The sequence below is a fragment of the Aquimarina acroporae genome, from assembly GCF_023195925.1.
Classification (GTDB): Bacteria; Bacteroidota; Bacteroidia; order Flavobacteriales; family Flavobacteriaceae; genus Aquimarina; species Aquimarina acroporae.
The window spans coordinates 51,862-75,927 of sequence record NZ_JALPRE010000011.1 but is presented as its reverse complement, the minus strand read 5'-3'; the positions used below and the strand labels follow the sequence as shown (position 1 = coordinate 75,927).

Here is a 24,066-nt window from a genome sequence, read left to right as displayed (position 1 = left end):
TCTATTTAATCGGCACAGCTTCCTATTAACCATCTATTAGTTTCGTATCTGACAGGAGAAACGTTATGTCTGTTATCCATGTGCATTTCTCCACCAGTTAATTTGACTCTTCTTATAAGTTCTGAGAAAAAGTAATCTTTCATTTCTTGATATGTTAAACTAGCTCCCAGTTGAATCCATTCACCTGTTAGCTCTTGAGTAGTAATAGATATTATAGAAGAAATCTGATTGGCTGCATGGCCTTCTTTCCAAGTTTTGGGATATGTAAAATAAACATTATCAGGAATAGTCCAGTGAAAACCTCTTGGTATACCATCATTTGTTTCACTGCTTCGCAACTTAATAGTTACTCTTAGGTCAAATACTCCACAAGAAATAGCATTTTTACCAATAATTTGTTCAAACCTAAAAGATTTACAATCGGGAAAGCCCTCTTCTTCTAATCCATTATCACCTAAAACATCCCCTAGTCCACCACCTGAACCACCACCGGAAGTATCTCCAGAACTACCACCTCCATAATTATCTCCGTTACTGCTTCCCCCAGAAGAATGACAAGTGTCAAAAGAATATAAATAATAGCGATCACTTGTACCATCGCTATAATGAACGGTTTGAAATACATAAGTTGTGTCGCACGCTATTCCTTTCTGATTCGTATCCAAAACTTCAGTGTCTGAATTTGGAGTAAAAGACAAGTTTTTTTGATTATAAAATTTAGCTAATCTTCCCTCATTGGAGTAAGTAAATGCAACATAGGACTGTTGTAATAACATGTCCATTGAATCTAGTGCACTTTCTTCTCTCGATATGTAAACATGTAAATATTCTTGATACTGCCCATCTACTTTTTCTAAGACATACATCCCTTTGGTAAGTACTGAGTTTTGAGCATTTTTTTCAAAAATCTTATTACTTCTTTTTATGCTGTTTTGAATAAAAGGAATATAAATTTTGTTATTATGTAAATTATAATTTTCCCAATCAATAATACCTGTAAAATGATTGTTAGAATTCATGGCTTCAATATGGTTTTCTGCGTACCATAACTGTATTTCTTCAATTAATGAATGGTCTGAAATGTGAGTTTCATCCTTTTCACAACTGTAAAAAATAAGGCATAGGAATGCCAGGGTAATGAATTTCATTACTGCTTTCATAGTGTTAAAATTTTAGATTAGTTATATATTAAAATGGTGTGTAGTTATCTTCTTCCTTAAAAAATTTTAGAGTAAGCCCTCCTATTAAATCGTCTGCCATTATTACATAGCCGTTATGTTTCCATACCATCAAATCAGCATCTTCTATATCAAAAACTTGAATATCAAAAACAACATTATTCCTGTTTTTAACTATGTATTCAGGTTTTATTTTTTCTGGAGGTAGAGAATAAATATTACTATACATTTTAGGTTTGCCTAACATTTTATTTAATTCGTGTTGCATGTTTTTATCTAGTGCGCCAAAAAACAAAAGAGATACTTCTTTAACATTATCTTTTTTTTCTTTATGTAGATATAACATCATTGTATGCGCTTCTTTATTTGCATATAAAATTTGTGCAACCGGCATAGTTTCATATTGCTTATCCTTATACAGATATAAAATTCGTTTTAGTTGTGGTAGATCATTAATATTTTTTCCTATATACGATAGAGGGTCTACTTTTTCTAAATGAGCAACAGAAACTTGCATTGCCGGAGGTCTAAAAAGATGCTCATGATTACACCTTATGGTAACTCTGTATTGATCAAAAAAATAATTAATGTTTAGAGGTTTTCCGTTAGGGCAATTTGCGTGTTTTAATGCAGGGTCTTGTATTACGCGGTCATTTACATCAAACCTAAACATCTCGGTGATTTTATGTAAATCTGAAGACCTTTTTTCATCTATTGGGTACTTATCTTTTAATCTATTAAAAAAGTCTTCATTAAACGTTTCTTCCAAAGTAAATGTAAAACACATGATATCATCAGATATTTTTGAGGTTATGACATCTAAAGTATTGTAGGTAATACCTAAAAACTCAAAATCACCAGTAGTTCGATATAGTTTTTTCATAAATGCCACAGAAGGGTCTTCAAAGTTTTTAATAGGCAATGAATCTATAGGTTTGCCTAAATATTTTAGAAAATCAACATCTTCTTGCGCTAAAGAGAGCAAAGGCAGTAGCAGAATGATGATAAGTCTTTTCATGGTATTTATTTTCTAGTTCTAAGAGTGTTTGTGAATGTATAAAATATATTCAACTTCTATTCCAAATCGGTTGGTATTTCATTAGGTCATACTTTTGGTCTTAACAATTTTAGTTGATAAGATTAACTGTACGTTTAAAACCGTTGTTTCTATCTTTTTATGCAATATTACAATATGCCAGTTTCATTTTTCGGAACTGAGTAATTTTTATTACTGTTATTTTTTTGTTGATCATTTCTACTCATGACTATCCAGCATACATCAATTTGTCATGTTCGCCATAGAAGCCAAAGCTAAAATCTACCGGTTCTTCATAAACGAAGCTTTGTATAGTAGTGTCATAAATCAAGGGAGCTTGTAATTCTTTCATGGTATTGAGCACGCGATATAGTTTGGTTTTAGAAATACTCAACTTTTGAGATAATTGTTTTGGTGAGCCAGTGGCTTTCATTCGAATCAATCGATCAATTCTTTCTATTAATGCTATTTGCTGTAATATAGTATTCATTGCTTTTCCCTTTTAATGTGTTGCGTTTTTGTTTTGGTTGGTGGTAATTAGTTTTTAGTTAGTAGTTATTTGTTAATGGTTACTGGTTTTTGGTTCATTGTTGATGGTTTATTGTTATTAGTTTAATTTTTAAGCTGTAACCTTAAAAATTAAACCTCTTAAGTTCAAATTTAGACCTGCTTGACCCTATGATGGGCCTATGTAACCTTCGGTTGGGCCTTTTTGACGAAGTGTTAGACCTTTAGGACTTAATTTTGAAACCACCGTACCTAAATTTGAACCTCAGAGGTCTAATTTTGAGTCCTATTGAGCCAATTTTGAACTCCCAGAGTCTAATTTTTAATCTTTCGAGTCTAACCGAAGGCCTTTTTGGCCCAACAGAAGGTCTTTTGGGGAAATAGGTTAGTGTCAGTCTGAGCTTGTCGAAGACTAAGCCATCCTACTGCATAATTACACTTCGACAAGCTCAGTGTGACATTGGTCTTTTACAAGTGTATCCCTGAGCTATGTCTAAGGCCTTTTTGGCCCAGCAGAAAGTGTTTTTGGGCAAACTGTCATTCCTGCGTAGGCAGGAATCCACTACATCAAACCTCAGTTTCATCCCCTTTCGGCTGGGGTCTGGTACGGTTAAAAAATTGTTTTAACTCGGCCACTTTTTCAGTATAACCCGGTTTACCAGCTCCTTTGCTGTATTGCGAATAGGCATAATCATTAAGTGCATCCTGGTAGTTGTCATAATCGTGTAAGATTTTGGTGCTTTCTAAGCGATAGGCCAAACTCTCTAATCTGCCTAGTAGATTTTCTGTAAATACTCTGGCCTTATAATCGCTTTCAAATTCTTGCCAGTCTACATCTGGAGAACTAAGTCCTGCGCTATGTTGGCGATAATCCCAAACTTTATTTACAAACAGTTTGTTTTTTTCATTAATGGCCTTATAATCTTGGCGTTGTTTTTCGGTTAAACCCGAAAGCTTACTTATAAACAGCGCTTCTAGTTGTGTGACCAATTGCTCGGCCTGTTGTTTTTCTTCTACGGTAAATTGATCTTGAATAATGTTTCTCATTGCTGTTATTTTTGATAATTGTTTTTTAATTCTTTGTTCACTTTTTTCTCTATTCGAAAAAGGGTGTTTTTATGTAAAATCACTTTGCCATTGGCTATATCGATTACAGGATTCATGCTAAGTAATATGTTTCGTATTATGCTTGTACTGGCTTGTAGTCGTAGGGCTATTTTTTGATCTGCAAATGCTTGTTGCTGGGGCTGTAACTGTTTGTAATATTTTGTAAGCATAGTATTACTAAATTTTAGGTGTATTACTATCCCGAGTCATACAAGAAGTATCTTTTAATAAAAACATATTTCTAGCTTTATAAATGGTGAGTATTGCTTTTTCTATAGAAGCTCCTTTGTCATATAGTTTTAATATCCATCTATACAAAATGATTTCATAGGCGTGATGGTGTATCAGGTTATACATAAACCTATCCATTTGCAGGTGAAACGCCCGTAAGACGGTATAGATAAACTGATTTTTGTATGGGTATACTTTTGTTGTCATGAGTTGTGTATTAATGCTGTCAAAAGTATGTTACGATAAAGGTAGTTTGCAAGGAAAGTAGGTCGTGTTTTATAAAAACCGAGGGTAAATATTTGTTTTAAAAAATTGATTAACAAATACTTATGTTCTGTTTTTTCTTTAGAACGATTGATTTGAACTACATGTAAATGGAAGAAATAAGCAGACTCGGAATTTATAAAAACCGAGAAGCATTTGTATTATTAATTGCACTGAATTCTAAATCTTACTCTTATTTAAATACTTTTGAGCTGTACAAAAAACTGTTTTTATGAACCTTTGGAATTGTATCAAAAGTGTTTTTTTAATTTCATTTATTTATCAAAGTGGATTTGCTCAATCATATCAAATAGCTGATTCTCTTAAAAATAAAATGTATGAAGAACTTCGGGATGGTTTTTTTGAGAATTTAGAAATCGATAAAAAAAAATCTGAGCGTTATTTTCAAGCGTATTGGTATAAAGGAAGGATTAATAACGATAGTACCAAGATGATGATCGCATATCTAATTAAAAGTAACTTATATGGTAATTTAGATATTCGAAAAATAAAAGCCTTTGATACTGCAATATTTTACAGCAAAAATGTTAAGCGATTACATTATCCAGAGCTTTTGTATAACAAGAAAGGGCTGTATTATAATGATCGTAGAGAATTTTCCTTAGCTCTAAGAAGTTACATTTCTGCATTAGAATTTTCAAAAAAAAATAAAAATCCTCCATATATATCACTCGTAAAACACAACATAGGGTGTTTAAAGAGAGAGTTAGGGATGTATGAAGATGCTAAGAAACTGTTTAAAGAATGTTTGATTTGGGAAGAAAATAACATGATTAAAAATAGAGGGAAGTGGGATAGCATCGGATATCTACAAACTTTGGCAGAAGTTGTACCTACTTACAGGTTGACTAATAAAATAGATTCGGCCAGAATATTAAATAATAGAGGTCTTAAAATGTCTGTAGGTAAAAAAATAGATCGTTTATTTTATTTAAACGATGCTATTTTAGATTATCATGACGGGAACTACCAATTAGCTAAATCGAAATTAGAGAGAATTTTACCAACACTATTAAAGATGACCCCTGGTTACACATCTGAATATGATATTATTGAAGCGTATGTTTATTTGGGGAAGTCTCTGAGAAAAATGAGGGTAGACTATAAGGCAATTACCTATTTTAAAAAAGTAGACTCTTTTTCAAAAAGTAAGAACTTTTATATACCCGAAGGAAGACAAGCTTATATAGAACTAATTGATTACTATAAAATGCGAAACAACTCCCAAAATCAACTTCTTCACATCAATAAGTTATTACATGTAGATAGTATTATAAATAACTATTATCGGTCTGGTAGTTATGAAATGATCACAAGATTTGATAATAAAAGATTTATAGAAGAAAAAGAGAGAATTATTTCTTCCTTAGAGAAGGAAAATGAATTAATTTCTTCTCAAAAGTTAATTATATCTATTGTTTTAGGTATTAGTTTATTTGGAGTAGGTTATTACTACTACAGACAACGTGTTTTTGAAAAAAGGTTTCAAAAATTATTAGAAAAAAGCACCAACGAAAATATAGTCGACAATTCACCAGACAACATTTCTAATGTATCTTCAATAAGTAAAAAAACCATAAATAGTTTATTGGATCAGCTACAACATTTTGAGGACAATTTAGAGTACTTAAAACCTAATATCAATGTTAAAGATCTCGCTAGAAAATTCAATTCTAACTCGAGCTATTTGTCAAAGGTTATTAATTCTTTCAAGGAAAAAAGCTTCAGTAATTATCTAAATGATTTGCGGATAGATTATGTGATCGTTCGACTTCGAGAAGACACCACTCTTAGAAAATATACCATAAAAGCAATAGCGGAAGAAATAGGATTTAATAATTCTGAATCTTTTTCAAAAGCGTTTTACAAAAAAACAGGGCTATATCCTTCTTATTTCATAAAAGAATTAGAAAAAAAGAATTTATGAGCAGGTTTAAGCAAAATCTCAAAACGATAATACTAGTAACACTGATTAGTGTTTTCTTTTTTTCTGATGTACTAGGGCAATCCTATAAAGTTTCAGATTCGTTAAAGAAAAAAACCTATGAGGAACTAAGAGATGGTTTTTTTGAAAACTTAGAAACAGATAAAGAGAAATCTGAGATGTATTTTCAAGCATATTGGTATAAAGGAAGGATCAACAATGATAGTACTAAGATGACACTTGCCTATTTGATTAAAAGTAATTTGTATGACGATTTGGATATTAGAAAAATAAGAGCTTTTGATACTGCAATATTTTATAGTAAAAACATTAAAAGGTTGTATTATCCGCAACTTCTATATAATAAAAGGGCATTGTATTATACTGATCACAGGAAATTTTCAAAGGCTTTAGATGATTTTATTTCTGCCCTAGAATATTCCAAAAAGAATAATAACCCTATCTATACTTCTATTGTTAAACATAATTTAGCCACAGTCAAGAGGGAGTTGGGCATGTATGAAGAGGCAAAAAAAATATTTAGAGAATGCTTGATATGTAAAGAGAACAACATGAAAATAAATAGAGGCAAATGGGATAGTATTAGTTATCTAAAAACTCTGGCCGAAATAGTTCCAGTATATAGATTAACGGATGATTTAGATTCGGCAAGGGTATCTAACAACATAGGTTTATCTCTTTCAAAGAACAAAACAATAGGTCGTCTATTTATGCTTAATGATGCTATCTTAGACTACTATGATAAAAGATATCATATTGCTAAAGGAAAATTGGAACACGTTTTACCAATACTACTTGAGATGCAAACACATAGTACTTCTGAGTACGATGTCGTTGAAGGATACACTTTTTTGGGTAAGACCCTGAAAAAACTGGGTGCAAACAAGATGGCTAATATATATTTTAAAAAAGTAGATTCATTTTGTAAACAAAGAAACTATTATTTGCCGGAAAGTAGGTCATCGTATCTAGAGTTAATAGATTATTATAAATCTATAGATGACTCACAAAATCAACTTCTTCAAATAAATAAATTATTAAGTGTTGATAGTATTTTAAATAGTTATTATCGGTTAGGTAGTTATGAAATAATTACTAAATATGACCAAAAGGAGCTTTTGGATGATAAAGAAAAGATTATAGACTCTTTGAAGAAAAAAAATAAGAACATTTCTTTTCAAAATATTTTGATAATGGCTCTTTTACTTATCAGCTTTGTAGCTACTTTTTATTATTATAAGCGTCAAAAGACTTATAGACAAAGATTTGATAAGTTAATTCAGGAGACATTAAATGATGATACAAAGGAACCTATATTTCCAAAGCAAGACAAGGAATCATTTGTAAAGAAAGAAGCTTTTCAAGACCTAGTAAGTCAATTACAATTATTTGAAGAAAATCAAGAATATTTAAGAGCAAATATTAACATTAAAGACCTTGCCAAAAGCTTTGATTCTAATTCTAGTTATTTATCGAAAGTCATAAACACCTTTAAGGAAAAAAGTTTCACTAACTATATTAATGATTTACGAATTGAGTATGTAATTATTAGACTTCGAGAAGATGTCACTTTGAGAAAATACACGATAAAAGCAATTGCTGAAGAAATTGGGTTTAATAATGCGGAGGCTTTTTCAAAAGCGTTTTATAAAAAAACAGGCCTATATCCTTCATATTACATAAAGGAATTAGATAAGAAAAATCTGTAAAAAAACATCAAATTAACCCAATTCCACCAATTCCATCCTTCCCTTAACCATGCTTAATTAAAAATGAATCCTTACTTTTGATAGTACACACAAAACACATCAAAATGAGGAGCGCGAAGTGGTTATGGGTATCTGGGATTATCGTTTGGGTTTTCCTGCTTTTAGGGAGTGCCACTATTGCGCAAACCTATACCACACAAGAGGCCAAGAAGTACATCGACATAGGAAAATCGCTCTATTATGCCGAGAAATATGAGCAGAGTATTGCACAATTTAACCATGCGGCCAACATCGCTAGAGCGCTTAATGATTCTATACTTATCTGCAATGCTACTACCCGAAAAGCACATGCCTATGTTATGAACGATCAAAACCAGGAGGCACTTGAAGCTTACTACACCAGTCTTGAGATTGCCAGAAACATCAAAAACCTGGAGCAAGAAATTATGGCCAACTCAGGTTTGGTGCTGGTATATAAAAAGACCAACCAATATGATAAAGCGCTCGATGTTTCAAGGCAAATGTTGGTGTCTATTGATGATACCTCGTTTAAGAACACCAAAAATCATGTAAATGTAATTACTACAGGTAGCGAAGTCTATCTCGATACCGAGCAATATGATTCGGTATTGCACTACATAGAAAAAGGGATTACATTAAGTAAAAACCTAGATTATAAAGAAGGTCTTATAGATTTATGCATCAAAAAAGGGGTTGTGTTTTATTATCGAGAACAATATGATACTGCATTAAAGCATTTGTTTGAGGCCGAAGAGATTCTTAAAAATAACGAAGTCAAAAATAAGCACTATCCAACGGTTAATTGCTCCTATTTTATTGCCAGTTGTTATTACAAGCAAGGGAAATATGAGGAGGCAATAGAAAGGTTGCTTGCCAATGTTGAGGTTTCAGAAGAAAAGGATTTATATAAACTCCCGGTATTACAATCTCATTTGTTATTGGCCAATTGTTATGCGGCACAAGAAGATTTTGAAAATGCCTTGCGGTGGAATACGGCTTACATGAACCTTAATGATACATTTCAAAAAAGAAAAGAGAAAACCATAAGTAAGATTTACCAAAAAGAAGCACAAAATCTAGAGAGCGGTATGGCCAACTTGCAAACCCAACATGTAAAGAGTGAGCGCACCAAAAAGATAGGATATGTGGTTGCTACCGTACTCCTGGTGTTACTATTTGTGGTGGTGTTTTTGGTACTTAAAAAACAACGGTCAAACAAAGTGCAATTTGCTAATCTCATACAAAAAATAGATACGCTAGAGGCAAAAGGAGTGACCACGACCATAAAAAAAGATACAAGTACTCCTTTGGTGATCGATGATGAAAAAGTAGCTCATGTTCTTAAAGGGTTGGCCAAACTCGAAGAACAAGAATACTACCTGCGATCAGATTGTAATTTGCGATCGGTAGCAAAAAAGGTAAAAACCAATGCAACCTATTTGTCTAAGATTATTAATCTACACCAGCAGAAAAATTTTAATGAGTACATCAACGATTTAAGAATAGGGTATGTGTTACAACGTTTACAACATGATAAAAAGTTCAGGTCTTTTTCTATAAAGTCGATCGCTACCGAAATTGGGTATAAAAGTGATTATTCGTTTGCCAAGCATTTTAAGGCAAAAACAGGTCTTAATCCGTCGTACTATATCAAGAACTTGCAAAAGCAGGAAAAAAGCCTGGAAAACACCATATAAACAACCCTATTTTAAACAATTTAGGGTTGTACTATTATCAATGCTCGTACTAAAAAATTATATTCAAAACATGGGAGGTGCAATAGCAATGATTATTGCAGAACCCTTTATATATCGAGTATCAATTTAAATTTCGACTCAATGAATACACAAAAAACAAACAAAATTACCTTGAAAAAAATAACAGTTTCCAGGATCAATTCACAGTGGATGAGCATGATAAAAGGAGGAAGTAGTATTCCTACCGATACAGACAATTTTGAACCAACCGCAAGACAACCGGGAGAGCCATGCTATCATAGACCTTAATAAAATACTGTCTACCCCTAGAAAGACCTGCATATGTGCAGGTTTTTTTTATGCCCTTAATTGTTTAAACTAGGGAGCTTCTATTTTTCTGCACCTGTATTACCCTCTAATTTTAACCTAAGGTCGAGATCGACTGGTACAAGGGGAAACCGAAAACCTTTAAAAGAGTAGGTACTTCTAAAAACATAATTCACATGAAAAAATCGTTGAAAGGTTTAAAACTAAAGAAAGAAGTAATTAGCAAGCTAGAGCAAGACACGGTAAAAGGAGGGTGGCACCCAACTGCAATGTGCCCAGCAGAAACACGTTTTTGCATTACCAACGGGGCTTTAAACACTTGCCCACCTCCAGGAATGCAATGTTTCTAATATGATATCTCTTGGGAGGTTAAGATACATATTAGATCATTCATCAATGAGATAGAGGCTGTCAAAAAAAGTTAATGCTTTTACAGTTGTCAGTCTGAGCATGTCGAAGACGTTTTAAAAATCAAAAGCCAAAAACTTCGACAAGCTCAGTTTGACAACAATCAACTACTTTTTAGGCAGCCTCTTGTCTATTCAAATTCTTTTTACCATGAATACTACGCTTACAAAAGAATCAGTTTTGGTTCAAAAACTGGAGGAAATTCAAAAAGTGCTCACTGCCCATGTACATGAGGTAGACGAGATAGGAGTTTTATCGGGTAGTGCGGGTATCGCTTTGTTTCAGTTTTATTATGCCAAGCTTACTGGGGAGGAGTCTTATGCAGACCAAGGGGTCGAAATTTTGGCATCGATTATCGAAAAAATAAATACAGGGTATAACTTTCATACATTTTGCTCAGGAATCGCAGGAGCAGCCTGGACCATACAACTATTACAAGAAGAAGGGTATGTAGATCTCGATTGTGATGAGCTACTTTCAGATTTAGACAGCTTTCTTATTCAATCTATTGCGCATATCACCCCAGATGATAATTTCTATGATTTTCTACACGGTATTTTAGGTATAGGGTATTATTTCTTAAAAAGATTTGAGCATACCCAAAACATAGCATTACAACATACCTATCGACAAATTTTGGCAGACATTGTAGCACTGCTTCAAGAACGGGGACAGCATGATAATAGTTTTACCCGATGGGAGAGTTATGTCATTCGACAAGAAGGAGTTCGCGGGTATAACCTCGGGCTATCTCATGGCATACCGTCTATTCTCAATTTTTTATCTCGATTGGCGGTACATCAAGAATTTAAAAGTGAAGTACTTACTTTAATACACCAATCTGTAGCGTTTATACTCAGTTGTAAAAATGAAGACACATCGCGTTCATGGATTTTTCCGAGTTGGGTCACTACCAGTCAGCAAAAAAGTGAAAACTCCAGGTTGGGATGGTGCTATGGCGATTTGGGGGTCGCCATTTCACTGTGGAAAGCAGGAAAACTACTAGATCATGAACCTTATAAGCAAGAGGCTATTGCTACCGTACTACATACTACCCGTCGCAAAAAACTGGAAGAAGCCGGAGTAAAAGATGCAGGACTATGCCACGGAGCGTTTGGGATCATGCATATTTACAATTTTATGTATAAAGAAACTGGAGAAGTCGCATGCAAAGAAGCGGCAGATTTTTGGCTCGATAAAGCCCTGGAGATGGCCATTCACCAAGAAGGTCACGCAGGCTATATGCGATGGCAAGGCGGAGAAAATGCCGGTTGGAAAAACGAAATCAACCTACTAGAGGGTGTTAGCGGTATAGGGCTAGCTATGATTTCATACCTGGCACCTTTTGATACCAAATGGGACCAATGTATGCTGATGGGCTAAAAACAACTTGTTATCCGAAATAAAGAAAACCCTGTTTTAACAGGGCTTTTTTAGTTACATTTGGGACATAATGATTTACACAAAATACTATCGGCTTTAATTATGGGGTATAAGAATTTTTCTAAGTACGTGTTACGTGCTCCACTTTTTTCCTTTTCATTTTATAAAAAACTTACTCAAGACCATATTCTTTCTGAAGATGCATTAAAGGCTATTTGTGAAGACAAAGCGATTAAAGAGGCCATCTTTCTGGCATCACCATCGTTATATACAGAATTCGAAAAATGGCTGCGAGGAGAAATTGATGACAAAGAGAAAGCTAATCGCATGTTGTATTCGGTACTCAAATACCTAAGTCGTATGTCGTCACGATGTACTCCTTTTGGGCTTTTTGCCGGTACTGCTGTTGGAGAATTTTCAGATGCAACCCATATTGAGCTTCAGGACAAGTCTAAAAACCAACGTCATACCCGACTAGATATGAACTATCTGGTGGCTTTGTCTCAAGATATCGTAAAGCACGAGCATATAAGAGAGCAATTATTGTTTTATCCCAATACCAGTATTTATGAAACTGGGCATCAATTGCGTTATGTAGAGTACAATTATGTAAACAGTCGCAGAATGCACCACATTGTTGCGGTAGAACATTCTGAATATTTGCAAAAAGTAATCGAAAAAGCGAAACCCGGAGCGCGACTCAGTGATTTGGGAGATCTTTTGGTAGATGATGAGATTACCAAAGAAGAAGCTATGGAGTTTATTCATGAATTGGTGGCGAGTCAATTACTCATTAGTGAATTAGAACCTTCGGTTTCAGGTCCAGAGTTCTTAGATCAAATTATGCCAGTGTTAAAAAAACTGGAAGGTACAGAACAGTTAATTTCGGCTTTAGAACAAGCGCAAAAAACACTGCAGGAGTTAGATGCCAATATTGGGAACAAGGCCGAAAAATATATCGCACTTAGCGAATCGTTAAAACAACTCGAAGTAGGCTTTGAACTCAAGTTTATGTTTCAGACCGATATGTTGTTGACTCCCAAAGTAAACACCCTCGATAGGTCATATTTGCATCGCATAAAAAAGACCATGACGTTGCTGAATAAATTGACCTTGCCAGCTACTGAGACCTTAATGACCAGATTTCAAACTGCGTTTTATGAACGGTATGAAGAGCGTGAAGTGCCGCTATCCCAAGCCCTCGATGTAGAGTTGGGAGTAGGGTTTTTGCAAAACCAGGGAACGGGAGATGTGAGCAGAATTGTAGATGATATCATGTTGCCACAAAAAGATAATGGGGTGCCTGTAAGAGAAATGCGTTGGACACCAATACACACCATTCTTCAGAAAAAATTATTAGAAAGCATTCGCGAAAACAAAACTGTGATTCATATTACCGATAACGATTTTGAAGGCTTTGAAGCCAAGTGGGACGATATGCCTGATACGATTTCTTCGATGGTAGAGATAGTAAATATTGATGGTGAAGAGAAAATAGTGATGTCTAGTGTTGGAGGATCTAGTGCAGCAAATTTGTTGGGGCGTTTTTGTCACGGTGATGAAGCGCTACATGCTTATACCAAAGAAATCGTAGATATCGAGGCGCAAGAAAATCCTGATAAAATATTGGCCGAGATTGTGCATTTACCTGAGTCTAGAGTGGGTAATATTTTAATGCGACCTGCCTTTCGAAAATTTGAAATCCCATATCTGGCAAAATCAATTGTAGATCCGGAGTATCAACTTACCTTAGACGATCTTATGATTTCGGCAACGGCTAGGGGTAAGGTACGATTGCGCTCAAAAAAATATAATAAAGAGGTATTACCTCATTTGACCAATGCACATAACTTCTCAGGAGATGCATTGCCAATTTACCAGTTCCTGGCCAATATGCAAACTCAAAAAATGAGATCGGGTCTTGGGTTTAATTGGGGGCCATTAGCCGAAGATTATGAGTTTTTACCACGAGTAGAATATCAGGGAGTGATTTTATCTTCTGCCAGTTGGAACATAAAAGTAGATGTTTGTAAACCCTTCCTGAAATTACATGGCGAAGCTCTTAGTGAAGCCTGGAAAGATTTTGCTACTACCAAAAAATTACCGCAATTTGTATTGCTTATCGATGGAGATAATGAGTTGCTAATCAATACACATAATATTACCTCGGTGAACATGCTGTTGCAAACCATTAAAAAGAGACCTGCTTTTAAATTAAAAGAATTCTTGCATATGGAAGATGGAATGGTAAAAGAAGGAGAAGAAAGCTACACCAACCAGGTTGTATTTTCATTTTATAATGATCAAAAACTAAAAAACACACAGAAGAATCATGGCTAATACACAGAGATCATTTATAATAGGTGGAGAATGGTTGTATTATAAAATATATACAGGGCCAAAGACTTCAGACCTTGTGCTTACAGAGCTAATAAAGCCAGTTACCGATGCACTTTTGGCAAATAATATTATCGACAAGTGGTTTTTTATACGATATGCAGATCCTAAGCATCATATACGAGTACGATTTCATTACACCGATGCTAAAAATGTAGGAGAGATTATCAATGCGTTGCACGAACCTTTGCAACACTACATTAGTCAGGATCTTATCTGGAAAATACAGATAGATACTTACCAAAGGGAGCTAGAACGTTATGGTCAAAGCACAATGGAGGCATCAGAAACCTTATTCTATTACGATAGTAAAATGATTGTCGATTTTTTAGATATGATCGATGAAGATGAAGGAGAAGAATTACGGTGGTTGTTTAGTATCAGAGCGATGGATGCAATGCTGGCAGATTTTGGATATGATGAAGATCAAAAATTGGCCTTGATGGAGCGACTTAAAACCGGATTTGGACAAGAGTTCGGGATGAATAAGTTCCTAAAAAAGCAGATGGATAAAAAGTTTAGGGAACAGCAAGAAAAAATAAAAGCCTTTTTGCATTTTACGAGAGAAGAAAAACCCGATCTGGCACCTATTCTTGATGTGTTGGAGACTAAAAGTAAACTAAGTATACCTGTGGTAAACGAGATAAAACCCCTGGTAGACGAAGCACGATTGCACGATCTTATGGGGAGTTACCAGCACATGCTCATGAATCGATTGTTTAGGTCCAAAAACAGACTACATGAAATGGTGTTATATGATCTTCTATTTAGAACCTATAAAGTCGCTTGGGGTATTAGAAAGTTCAAGCAAAAGAAGGGAGCATAAACTATCTTTCGCAAAGACCTTATAATGAATTAGTTATCTTTAGAAGATAAAAAGCTAAAAAATATGAAAATATTAAGGTTTTAAACTCCTTCAATTTGTATTTTAAAAATTAAAAAAATCGTTATACTGAGTAACAAATAATTGCGTGGGAACATTAACCTATGAATAAGTCTGATGAAAATACTAATATTGAAGGTATTATTGCTGGTGATGAAGCAGTAATTAAGGCTTTTTATAAAAAGAATCTTAGGTATATTCGTGGTTATGTTCTTCAAAATTCGGGAAATGAAGAAGATGTAGAAGATGTAGTGCAAGATGCTTTAGTGGTGATCTATCAAAAGCTAAAAGAAAGGTCTTTAGAGTTTACTTCAACGTTGGATACTTATTTTTATGGTATTTGTAAAAATATCTGGAGAAATAGATTACGGAAACAAAGTAAAATACTCCTAAAAGAGCAAGTATTTGAAGGTATCGATGAAGAGGAAATAAATATTGAAGATCATCTTGAACAAAAAGAACAACAGCGATTGTATCATAAGTATTTTGTAAAATTATCTGATACCTGCAAAGAATTATTGTTGTTAGTTTTTGAAGGAAAACCCATGAAAGAAATTGCTGGTCTTACAGGATATTCTGAAGGGTATACCAGAAAGAAAAAATTTGAATGTAAAAAATCATTAATAGAGATGATCGAGAAAGATCCGCTATATAAAGAACTGAGTGTCTATTCTGAAAATAATAAGTCTTATGGAGAGAACACAAGAATTATTTGAAAAGATAGAAGGGTATCTCAATAATACTCTATCTCAGGATGAGTTGACTGCATTTGAAAAACAAATGACAGAAAGTGAGGCTTTACAACAAGAAGTTGAGAAGCATCGGGCATTGCATGATGCCTTAAGCGATACCGATGTACTAGCGTTTAGAGAAAAAGTAATCAAAATAGGTAAAGAAATCAAAGCCGAAGAACAGCAATCTGGCAGTGGTTTTTTAAAGTTTTGGAAGATTGCAGCAGTGTTATTGGTATTGGTTAGTGTGGGATCTTTGCTTTGGTTCACTATGGGATCTAAAGATTCGTCAAAAGAGTTATATGCCGAATATTACAAGCCGTTTCCTGTAGAAGACGTAACAAGAGGCGAATCGGTTAATGAGAAACTTAAAGATATTTTATCAAAATATACCAATGGTCAATATGACAAGGTGGTTATTGCTCTTGAAAAATGGAAAGATTCTATTGGCAAAGAACAAGTGAAACTTTATTTGGCAAATAGTTATCTGAATACCAATAAAGAAGAAAAAGCAATCCCAATCTTTCAAAATGTTTCGATTAATAGTCAATACTATGAGAATGCACGATGGTATTTGGCGCTTACCCATCTTAAACTTGATCAGATACCGCAACTTAAACAAGTACTTCAACAACTTATCGCCTATAATGGTATCTACAAAGAAAAAGCAGAAGCACTTTTAAAGGAGCTATAATAGCTGTTATTCATTGTTTTTAGACATATTTTCAAAAAACACATGATCTGGTGGTAACAAATGCCAAGGTTATAACATTAATATATAACCCCAGGAATACGAATTGAAAATAAGTTAAAGAAATACATATGAATGTTATTATCAAACAAATTGAACTTATTGAGAGAATTGATCAACTAATTCATTTAAGAGCAACGGGTACACCTTGCGAGTTGGCCCAACGACTTGATGTCTCAAAACCAACCTTGTACAGACTTATTAGAACTATGAAAGCATTAAATGCTCCTATTGCTTACGATGTTGCTCTAGGAAGTTTTATCTACGAACGTTCGGTTAGATTTCAGTTTGGGTTTTATAAAAATATGGGAATTACAGAGCCCTTATACTCAAAATCGGTGTGTTAACAATTGGGAGTATATGACCTTTTTGTTCAATGAATTGTAAAACAAATTATTAACCTATAAAGAAGAGTGTAGTCGCTATAGATTAACATTTTTATAACGCAAAGAGATTAGCTGTCGGTAAATTTTTTAGCTACATTTATGCAACATAAAAATAGAGCTTTCGTCTATTAAGATATCATTTCTTGAGTATTTCGATTTGTTGTTCTTCCTACCCCATAACAAATCTTTCAAGGTTAAATTGTAATGTAATAATACGAATCTGGGTATAAACCTAGGCAGTCTTTGTATGCACTCTTCTGATGTAAGATAGAGTGTGCTATAAACTAAACTTTTAAAACCGTATGGCAGATATTTTCTTTTTTACCGATCTCGATGCCCTGGCATCTGCTCAAACTCAAGCTCAGGCTTTTGGGCCTGTACCTGGAGATAATACAAGTTTTAGGGTAAGCAATCAATTTTTGGTAAAGCCATCTTCCTCTGCAATTGCGGTAACAGATGGGATACCTTTTGTGCAACAATGTAAAGAAGATGAAGATTGTGTTAATGTCATTTTGTTACCTATAAATAATCCAGATTTCGATTTCCCTACTATTAAGTTTTTTGTATACCGAGGAATTCAAAAAGATACTCTTTTTGATGCTCAGGGTACAATAAGAGAACCAGATGGTTCTTGGAAACCAAATAATATTCTAAAGGTGTTACATGATCTACAGGATAAGATCAACGCCGACAACAATACCCAGTTAGATCCAAAATCAGAGAACATAGGATATCATTATTCGGTAGTAGGTAATACAGATAATTACCAAAGCGATGATGAATATCTGGAAAGGGTGATCTTTAAAAAAGATACTGTACAGCTTCCTTTGGTAACTGCTGGTTGCCAAATAGGAAAGTTTATCGGTAACACTACTTCAGCAGGTTTTCAAATTATACAAGATCGTTTGGGGTATGAGCCAAAATTGGGGATAATTCGTTCTTTGGATCATATAATTACTGTGACCTCTCCTTTGGGTACGACCAAGACAAGTGCTTTTAAACATTGGCATGATAAAGAAGCTATACTCACATATGTAGATCCGGCAGCATTTTATGGTTGTGCCAAAGCCAACGGCGAAAAAGTGAAAGCTTATACCGGTCAAACTGCAGAAAAAGTTGATTCTATTAATGTAGTAGAGAAGTTTTATAACAAAGAAGTGGTGTATATCGATATACGAAACGATCAAAATTATTCGTATGATTATTACGATAGCTTTGGTAAAACCCTACGATTAAGTTTTGAACAAGAAGGAAGTGATGAACTTCTCTCAGAATCCTTAAATTATTATACCGATTGGCCGATTTTACGTTTAGAAAGTAAAAAACTACCAGTTAAAAAAGGGAAGTCAAAAATATTTTTTGAACTTCCTTTTGTTGGAGTAAATGATGATTCCTCAAAATATTATTTAAACTCTTTTACACATGAATTTCTGCCTAAAACTGGATCAAGAACGAAATTCCATCACTTAAATCAATTCGACGAGGAAAAATTATTTTTAGTTGGTTATTCCGAAGTAATTTCCCTTTTAAATTGGGTTAACGAAGAAAATAATTTAGGTTCAAATTACTTTCTTTTCAAGTATAGTGCATTGCAGTATGCATTTTGCGATAAAATAATTAGAAACTCCATCTTCGACACCTTGTTTTCTCTTGATATGAAATTGATAATCGATGATGGAAAACTTGATGATGGAGATTTTAATACATATCTGTATTCTTCCATTAATGCCCCATTAATAGATAAGACATTAGAAAAAGACGATAGTCAGGATGTCTATTTGGCAAATATTGGTATTGCAAAGGATAAAAATCATATCACCTTCTTTGCATTTAAGGAAAGGGGAAATCATAATGCAAACGGAGATAAATTGAATTATCCTATGTCTTTGATTAGAAAAGGTAAGTATGATAATTCGGTGTTTTTAGATGAGTATACTTATGACCCAACCCAAAAAAGTCTTGGTTTTTTGGCGGCTCTTCCAAAACGTATCCCAGAACAGGGCTTAGTTCTTAAAAGAGTAAAACATCCATTTCCCCAGAATGGTCAAGAAGAAATAAGAGAGTTTCTGTACTATCTTAAAACTGGTCAAGGAAGAAATAATGGATTTAATATTGATCTAAGAACTCTCGATTGCCTTACTATTACTTTGGAAGAATATGAGAATATTAAACAGTTAAAGGAGACAAAGTTTGGAACGAACTATTCTTATCGCACCTATATCCAAGCTTTGGAAACTGATTTCCACATTAATAAATCGTATCGAATAAACGAAATGCAACTGGGGATTATGGGAGTTAGCCCTAATGACAGCAAAGAAATTTTAGAACAAAATATAGAGTTTGTTGAAGGAAATGACTCGATTACTCTTAATGGGTTAGTTACAAAAAATTAAAAAATGGCCATATATATATCTCAAAAAGCAACAAGTAATATTCCAGATGAGTTTTTGAGTTCCTATCTGCCTACTTTTGGTAGTAAAGGATTAACATCAAATCATTTCAAGAATCTTCCTTTTTTCCAGAATCTGTTATTACAAGGTCAGGGTGCTGATGTAGTTACTAAAGAAGGGACGTATGATGTTGATATGATTAGGGTATTACAAGTTGGGATATCCGCTGTTTCAGCTAAATTGGAAATTGGTGATAAACTTGATCTTGATGGTATTTTTGGAAATCTGACGGAAAATGCAGTAAAAAGAATTCAAACAAAATTAGGTTTACCTGAAACGGGACAAGTTGATGGTGAAACTTTGCGAGCATTAGATTATCAATTATCAGGAGACGTTTATTTTGACAATACTTTAGGGAAATTTAGCGGTGAAAATAGTGAAGTGGTTATTGCTGTTAATAAGTCTGGAGTAGGTATAAAAACATATATTTCAGAAGGTCTAAATGCCGTACAATCAGGTGAAATTGAGCAGTTAGGAGTATTTAATTATTTACCTCCAAAAAGTGATCTTCAATTTGGAGTAGCCCTTTTTGAGGGTGCTGGAGAAAGTAATTTGAATAAAAATAATGCATTCTACATTGAGGATAATAAGGAAGGGATCCTAATTCCCACTATTACTGAAATTCCAGAACCAGGAGCAAGGTTGGTAGAGGTTAAACCAAATGAGAGTTTGATTTCAATTATTTATGAAGAGTATTATAAAGAGGCATATCCTATTCTAAGAAAACCAAATCCTGATAATCCCAATGATCCTTTAAATGATAAAAGTAATCCAGCTAACGCTGTACACACTTTTCCTGCAAGGGAGTTAAAGCAAGATGCTAGACTAAAATTTATTACAAACTTAATTTTTTATATGAATACAGCTCCTGGTGTTGCCAATGGAATAGATTGGGCTGATGGATATGAAAAGTATAGTTTAGATGACTTAGATAAAATAAGTATCTATGATAATGATAGTTACAAACTAAATTACCAAGTATTTTTAGAGAGACTAAAAGAAGAAAATCCTAACTATGATTGGCAGTTTGTATCAGATAACCGAGTTGTAAATGGTGTAACTTATAATTTTGATGCTCCAGTAGTAGGTCTACAAGGAAATCATATTTGGCTTCCCTCAAGAACATATGTAGAAGGATTGTACTATAGCCTTAATTTTTGCCCTAAGGAAGGTGAAATGTATCAAAAAAAGACCAAATCGGGTTCTGTAACCCCTGACAATCCTGAAGGCACTTCTTACTTTGACTGGATTGATGATGTTGATTTTTCAGACTTCTTAAATATAGCCGAACAGAATTTGAGGGATATTGTGCAGTATGCTGAGGAAACTATTACTGATATTATAGATACCTATAAAGAAGCCAGAACCTTTTTTGTTACTATGTACGATTGGTTGCTCGAAGTTGGTGAATTAGGATGGCCAAGAGGTTTTGGAGTTTCAACAGAAGGAGGAGCAGTACTAAGTGGTCCCTTGGGACCAGTTCCCGCAACAGGTAATATAGGAGGAGACGCCTATATTTGGAGAAAAGTGACGGACTCTGAGCATTTTGTGATTAATCTACGTGAGAAATTTATTCTAGGTTTAGGGGCAGATATAGGTGTTGGGGTAGGTATCTCATTTGGAGGCAAAGGTAAGGCTGCTAGAAATAATGGTGCTGGTAAAGGAAATAACAGTAAGAAAAATGTTAAGTATGGAGGAGGAGCGACGCTTTCGGCAGATTTAACTTTTAACTATGAATCTACCAGTGTTTATGAGTTCGATATTTCTAAGTCTAATACACCCTTGGTGGCAATGGCAATTGCCTTATTTGAAAACAGTTTGGACCCCGTAACTCCATTGGGAAGAGTTAAAAGTAATATTACCAATGGTCTTAAAAAAGCTGCAAATTATTTCTTAGCAGCAAATATTGACCCTGAGGATTATCTAATCTATTATGATGCTGGAATTTATACCCAGGGAAGAATATATGGTGACGCCTATGTGGGAAGTACAGCAAATGATAATCAATGGGCGTTAGGGAACGTGAAAAAATCTGATCGATTAAAGTTTAACGGAATTACCGGACTGATCGAATATTTGAGTTTTGGAGGAAATTCGGAGAATTTCTTGCGCTTTGGAGGAAAATTTACTTATAAGGCTGAATTCGATAATTTACCCGATGTATATGATGCAGATTTTAGGATGCCGAGTAAGGTGAATCTAGAAGGTGAAATTTATTATGAAGGGCAAGCCCAACTAAATATAAGATTTAAAGAATTCCTGTCCCGATTTATGCTGGGTACGCTTCAAATGACAGGTCTACTTTGGATTCCTTCGTTTAATCTTCATGCTGGAATTGCGATACTACACAATTTAGAGTATACCCGAAATGCGATACCCGAAGATCATGAATTTTTTAGTCATATTTTTAATATTTCCCAACCTTTTAGCATAACAGACCCCGGTAATAATATCTCTAAAAAAATAGGTTTTAAAGTCTTCTCGGGAGATCTAGATACTCCATTAATACCAGGAAGTGAGCTAGCTTTTTTTCTTGAGTTTGGTAAGTTAAAAGAATTTATTCTCCAAGCAGAAAATAATGGAAGTACCTTTAGTGATTATGTTACCAATATTGATACCCTAGTAGAGCTCTTCAGCCAAATGTCTTTAAGAAAGAGACTGACATTGGGTAATGGTATTACCAACAGGAATTCAAGAAAGGCTAAAAGAATTGTAGAAACCCCAAGAAGCCGTTCTTCTCAATTTTATAAAAAAACCTTTAAAGAAAACAATTTTATTCTTGGCTTATTAAATAAAGGAGCATCTTTTACCAGTGCTGTAGATGTAGAAGCCACTCTGGAAACCAAAGAAGTACTTAATACCATTAAGTTTGTTTTTGAATATTTACGTTTTGTAGTTTCTCAATTACGATATACCGGTGAAAATTTAGTGAAGTACAAGAAAGTAGAAGAACGAGTTAAAGGTATTATATGTGCAAAAAAGGAAACACTAGCATCTACGATTACTGGTGATTCTGTGACTGCTACAAATCTGAATACCATCTTTGAGGAAGCATTACAGGAATTAGAACAAATTTATCAAGCTGAATTATTTGACACTTCGACCTTGCGACCTTACACCAGCTTAATAGGTGATTTTATAAAAGCTTTGGACCAAGATGGTGTTTTAAGTACACTACGTAACACGCCTGATACCGTTGTGAAAACAGTTTCTCCATACTTAACTGAGATCGCCGAAATATTAAAGTTGGTAGTAAAATATCTAACAACTAAATCACAACTAAATGTTGTCGTTGAGAATTCATTAGAATATTCAGCGGGAGTGTCAGGAGAAGCAGGAGGTGGTTATAAAGCTAAGTTAGGCTTTTATGCAGAAATAGGAATCTTATATAATCGCATTGAGGTTCTAAATAAAGGAGAATTAGCAACGATATTTTTGGCAGAAGATCCATATTTCGATCTGTTACTCTTTTTTATAAAAGCCCTTGGAGCAGCTTCTCCGGAATTACTCGTCGATAGTGTTTTAATAGGGAATTTGTTAACCCAGAATACGGTGAATAAAATACAGGTCAGATAAATGATAAGGATAGCTACATATATAAGTTGTTTGGTTTTGATGTTAGGTTCTTGTAACCAACTTGGAAAAAAGAAAAGTGAAAAAGTTTCTGAAGGAGATGATTCGCAACAAAATGAAAGTAAAGTTTTAAAAGGAGATAAAAATAACAAGTTGAAAGATACAATTATCTGGAAACCATATATCTCTTTAATCCTAAAAAGGATGTTTTATGGACCTGTAAAATCTAGTGAAGAGGTCATGACCTATATGGCAAAAATGCCTAATGGGAAGTTTATTAAGATCAATAAAACTTATTACAAGTCTGGTGCTTTTCCTAATAACTTTAAAGTTGAGTTTGATTCCCTAGGAAGAATGATTAGATATGATAAGTACACTTTGATAGCCCGAGATGAAGATCCAGAAAGAGTAGGTTTTGAATATGAATACAATGATAAAGATCAATTGGTCAAAGAACATTTCTTACAAGAAGATGATCTGGGGTTTTTTACTACAAAAGGATATGAATACACTTATGATGCTAATGGCCGAAAAAAGTATCGTTTACTTGTACACCATACGGTTGATTATTCAGATCGATGGACAGAAGATAGTATAACCTATGAATTTAATAATCAGGGAGATCTAGTCAAATCCACTTCTTATAGGATGGTTGAGAATGATGGAGATTTAGTATTACAAGATGACTTTCATAAATATAGAATTCAATATAAATATGATAGTCAAGGGCGAGTAATAGAAAAAAAAGAAGGGAACCAGATTGAGAGGTTTATTTATCAAAATGGGAAATTACACACCCATACACGTACTATAAGTGATGTAACAGATGAATATATTTATTATCCAACTGGGATCGTAAAATCAGCAAATTTGCGAACTAGGCTCGTTGTTGGCGATTTTAGATTTAATACTACTGGAGATATATTGGTTGCAGATGGACGTAAGGTAGCCGACTACTCAGAATATGATGAGCATGGTAATTGGACCAAAAGAATCATTTATAAAACCAATGGTGATCCCCATACCTATACCGAACGAAAAATAGAATACTACGAATAAAC

Annotated in this window: 20 protein-coding genes; 14 read left to right on the top strand and 6 right to left on the bottom strand. The window is 34.1% G+C overall.

Annotated features, from left to right (window positions below):
- Nucleotides 1–5 precede the first annotated feature (5 nt).
- The 6 genes from M0D21_RS16080 to M0D21_RS16055 all read right to left on the bottom strand — a co-directional run bounded on the left by M0D21_RS16080 (nt 6) and on the right by M0D21_RS16055 (nt 4,266).
- The gene (locus tag M0D21_RS16080; protein WP_248331390.1) at nt 6–1,160 is read right to left on the bottom strand and encodes a hypothetical protein; all 1,155 of its coding nucleotides are present in this window, start codon (nt 1,158–1,160) and stop codon (nt 6–8) included.
- 28 nt (nt 1,161–1,188) lie between these two features.
- Nucleotides 1,189–2,196 (bottom strand): hypothetical protein, encoded by a 1,008-nt coding sequence (locus M0D21_RS16075; protein ID WP_248331388.1) that lies wholly within the window; start codon nt 2,194–2,196, stop codon nt 1,189–1,191.
- Between the two features lie 247 nt (nt 2,197–2,443).
- On the bottom strand, nt 2,444–2,704 hold the full coding sequence (locus M0D21_RS16070; RefSeq protein WP_248331386.1) for a hypothetical protein: 261 nt from the start codon (nt 2,702–2,704) through the stop codon (nt 2,444–2,446).
- Nucleotides 2,705–3,288: 584 nt separating this feature from the next.
- Complete coding sequence (locus M0D21_RS16065) at nt 3,289–3,768, bottom strand: hypothetical protein (protein ID WP_248331384.1); 480 nt, start codon at nt 3,766–3,768, stop codon at nt 3,289–3,291.
- Nucleotides 3,769–3,773: 5 nt separating this feature from the next.
- Nucleotides 3,774–3,998 carry a hypothetical protein gene (locus M0D21_RS16060; protein WP_248331382.1) on the bottom strand — a complete coding sequence of 75 codons (225 nt, stop codon included), beginning with the start codon at nt 3,996–3,998 and terminating at the stop codon, nt 3,774–3,776.
- 7 nt (nt 3,999–4,005) lie between these two features.
- On the bottom strand, nt 4,006–4,266 hold the full coding sequence (locus M0D21_RS16055) for a hypothetical protein (RefSeq protein WP_248331380.1): 261 nt from the start codon (nt 4,264–4,266) through the stop codon (nt 4,006–4,008).
- Nucleotides 4,267–4,555: 289 nt separating this feature from the next.
- Between M0D21_RS16055 and M0D21_RS16050 the strand changes: the two genes are divergently transcribed.
- The 14 genes from M0D21_RS16050 (at nt 4,556) to M0D21_RS15985 (ending at nt 24,064) form a co-directional block, all read left to right on the top strand.
- Nucleotides 4,556–6,271: an AraC family transcriptional regulator gene (locus tag M0D21_RS16050; protein ID WP_248331378.1), complete on the top strand. Its 1,716-nt coding sequence runs from the start codon at nt 4,556–4,558 to the stop codon at nt 6,269–6,271.
- The gene (locus tag M0D21_RS16045; protein WP_248331376.1) at nt 6,268–7,998 is read left to right on the top strand and encodes an AraC family transcriptional regulator; all 1,731 of its coding nucleotides are present in this window, start codon (nt 6,268–6,270) and stop codon (nt 7,996–7,998) included. The genes M0D21_RS16050 and M0D21_RS16045 overlap by 4 nt, the downstream gene beginning before the upstream one ends.
- Before the next feature lie 104 nt (nt 7,999–8,102).
- On the top strand, nt 8,103–9,716 hold the full coding sequence (locus M0D21_RS16040; protein ID WP_248331374.1) for an AraC family transcriptional regulator: 1,614 nt from the start codon (nt 8,103–8,105) through the stop codon (nt 9,714–9,716).
- 141 nt (nt 9,717–9,857) lie between these two features.
- Nucleotides 9,858–10,025, top strand: a complete 168-nt coding sequence (locus M0D21_RS16035; RefSeq protein WP_248331372.1) for a hypothetical protein — start codon at nt 9,858–9,860, stop codon at nt 10,023–10,025.
- 194 nt (nt 10,026–10,219) lie between these two features.
- On the top strand, nt 10,220–10,393 hold the full coding sequence (locus tag M0D21_RS16030) for a hypothetical protein (protein ID WP_248331370.1): 174 nt from the start codon (nt 10,220–10,222) through the stop codon (nt 10,391–10,393).
- A gap of 208 nt (nt 10,394–10,601) precedes the next feature.
- On the top strand, nt 10,602–11,834 hold the full coding sequence (locus M0D21_RS16025; RefSeq protein ID WP_248331368.1) for a lanthionine synthetase C family protein: 1,233 nt from the start codon (nt 10,602–10,604) through the stop codon (nt 11,832–11,834).
- A 102-nt stretch (nt 11,835–11,936) separates the two neighbouring features.
- A complete protein-coding gene (locus tag M0D21_RS16020; RefSeq protein WP_248331366.1) occupies nt 11,937–14,174 on the top strand; it encodes a lantibiotic dehydratase family protein in 2,238 nt (745 codons plus the stop codon).
- On the top strand, nt 14,167–15,057 hold the full coding sequence (locus tag M0D21_RS16015) for a thiopeptide-type bacteriocin biosynthesis protein (protein ID WP_248331364.1): 891 nt from the start codon (nt 14,167–14,169) through the stop codon (nt 15,055–15,057). Before M0D21_RS16020 ends, M0D21_RS16015 begins: the two co-directional genes overlap by 8 nt.
- Nucleotides 15,058–15,218: 161 nt before the next feature.
- Nucleotides 15,219–15,830: an RNA polymerase sigma factor gene (locus tag M0D21_RS16010; protein ID WP_248331362.1), complete on the top strand. Its 612-nt coding sequence runs from the start codon at nt 15,219–15,221 to the stop codon at nt 15,828–15,830.
- Nucleotides 15,805–16,539, top strand: coding sequence for a tetratricopeptide repeat protein (locus tag M0D21_RS16005; protein WP_248331360.1), 735 nt, complete (start codon nt 15,805–15,807; stop codon nt 16,537–16,539). Before M0D21_RS16010 ends, M0D21_RS16005 begins: the two co-directional genes overlap by 26 nt.
- A gap of 128 nt (nt 16,540–16,667) precedes the next feature.
- Nucleotides 16,668–16,943 carry an HTH domain-containing protein gene (locus M0D21_RS16000; protein WP_248331359.1) on the top strand — a complete coding sequence of 92 codons (276 nt, stop codon included), beginning with the start codon at nt 16,668–16,670 and terminating at the stop codon, nt 16,941–16,943.
- A gap of 341 nt (nt 16,944–17,284) precedes the next feature.
- On the top strand, nt 17,285–19,375 hold the full coding sequence (locus tag M0D21_RS15995) for a hypothetical protein (protein ID WP_248331357.1): 2,091 nt from the start codon (nt 17,285–17,287) through the stop codon (nt 19,373–19,375).
- Between the two features lie 3 nt (nt 19,376–19,378).
- Nucleotides 19,379–23,008, top strand: a complete 3,630-nt coding sequence (locus M0D21_RS15990) for a peptidoglycan-binding domain-containing protein (protein ID WP_248331355.1) — start codon at nt 19,379–19,381, stop codon at nt 23,006–23,008.
- Complete coding sequence (locus M0D21_RS15985) at nt 23,009–24,064, top strand: hypothetical protein (RefSeq protein WP_248331353.1); 1,056 nt, start codon at nt 23,009–23,011, stop codon at nt 24,062–24,064.
- Nucleotides 24,065–24,066 lie beyond the last annotated feature (2 nt).

Excerpts from the sequence above, each read along its gene's own strand:
- M0D21_RS16080 (WP_248331390.1), bottom strand. The coding sequence starts at position 1,160 with ATGAAAGCAGTAATGAAATTCATTACCCTGGCATTCCTATGCCTTATT.
- M0D21_RS16075 (WP_248331388.1), bottom strand. The coding sequence starts at position 2,196 with ATGAAAAGACTTATCATCATTCTGCTACTGCCTTTGCTCTCTTTAGCG.
- M0D21_RS16070 (WP_248331386.1), bottom strand. The coding sequence starts at position 2,704 with ATGAATACTATATTACAGCAAATAGCATTAATAGAAAGAATTGATCGA.
- M0D21_RS16065 (WP_248331384.1), bottom strand. The coding sequence starts at position 3,768 with ATGAGAAACATTATTCAAGATCAATTTACCGTAGAAGAAAAACAACAG.
- M0D21_RS16060 (WP_248331382.1), bottom strand. The coding sequence starts at position 3,998 with ATGCTTACAAAATATTACAAACAGTTACAGCCCCAGCAACAAGCATTT.
- M0D21_RS16055 (WP_248331380.1), bottom strand. The coding sequence starts at position 4,266 with ATGACAACAAAAGTATACCCATACAAAAATCAGTTTATCTATACCGTC.
- M0D21_RS16050 (WP_248331378.1), top strand. The coding sequence starts at position 4,556 with ATGAACCTTTGGAATTGTATCAAAAGTGTTTTTTTAATTTCATTTATT.
- M0D21_RS16045 (WP_248331376.1), top strand. The coding sequence starts at position 6,268 with ATGAGCAGGTTTAAGCAAAATCTCAAAACGATAATACTAGTAACACTG.
- M0D21_RS16040 (WP_248331374.1), top strand. The coding sequence starts at position 8,103 with ATGAGGAGCGCGAAGTGGTTATGGGTATCTGGGATTATCGTTTGGGTT.
- M0D21_RS16035 (WP_248331372.1), top strand. The coding sequence starts at position 9,858 with ATGAATACACAAAAAACAAACAAAATTACCTTGAAAAAAATAACAGTT.
- M0D21_RS16030 (WP_248331370.1), top strand. The coding sequence starts at position 10,220 with ATGAAAAAATCGTTGAAAGGTTTAAAACTAAAGAAAGAAGTAATTAGC.
- M0D21_RS16025 (WP_248331368.1), top strand. The coding sequence starts at position 10,602 with ATGAATACTACGCTTACAAAAGAATCAGTTTTGGTTCAAAAACTGGAG.
- M0D21_RS16020 (WP_248331366.1), top strand. The coding sequence starts at position 11,937 with ATGGGGTATAAGAATTTTTCTAAGTACGTGTTACGTGCTCCACTTTTT.
- M0D21_RS16015 (WP_248331364.1), top strand. The coding sequence starts at position 14,167 with ATGGCTAATACACAGAGATCATTTATAATAGGTGGAGAATGGTTGTAT.
- M0D21_RS16010 (WP_248331362.1), top strand. The coding sequence starts at position 15,219 with ATGAATAAGTCTGATGAAAATACTAATATTGAAGGTATTATTGCTGGT.
- M0D21_RS16005 (WP_248331360.1), top strand. The coding sequence starts at position 15,805 with ATGGAGAGAACACAAGAATTATTTGAAAAGATAGAAGGGTATCTCAAT.
- M0D21_RS16000 (WP_248331359.1), top strand. The coding sequence starts at position 16,668 with ATGAATGTTATTATCAAACAAATTGAACTTATTGAGAGAATTGATCAA.
- M0D21_RS15995 (WP_248331357.1), top strand. The coding sequence starts at position 17,285 with ATGGCAGATATTTTCTTTTTTACCGATCTCGATGCCCTGGCATCTGCT.
- M0D21_RS15990 (WP_248331355.1), top strand. The coding sequence starts at position 19,379 with ATGGCCATATATATATCTCAAAAAGCAACAAGTAATATTCCAGATGAG.
- M0D21_RS15985 (WP_248331353.1), top strand. The coding sequence starts at position 23,009 with ATGATAAGGATAGCTACATATATAAGTTGTTTGGTTTTGATGTTAGGT.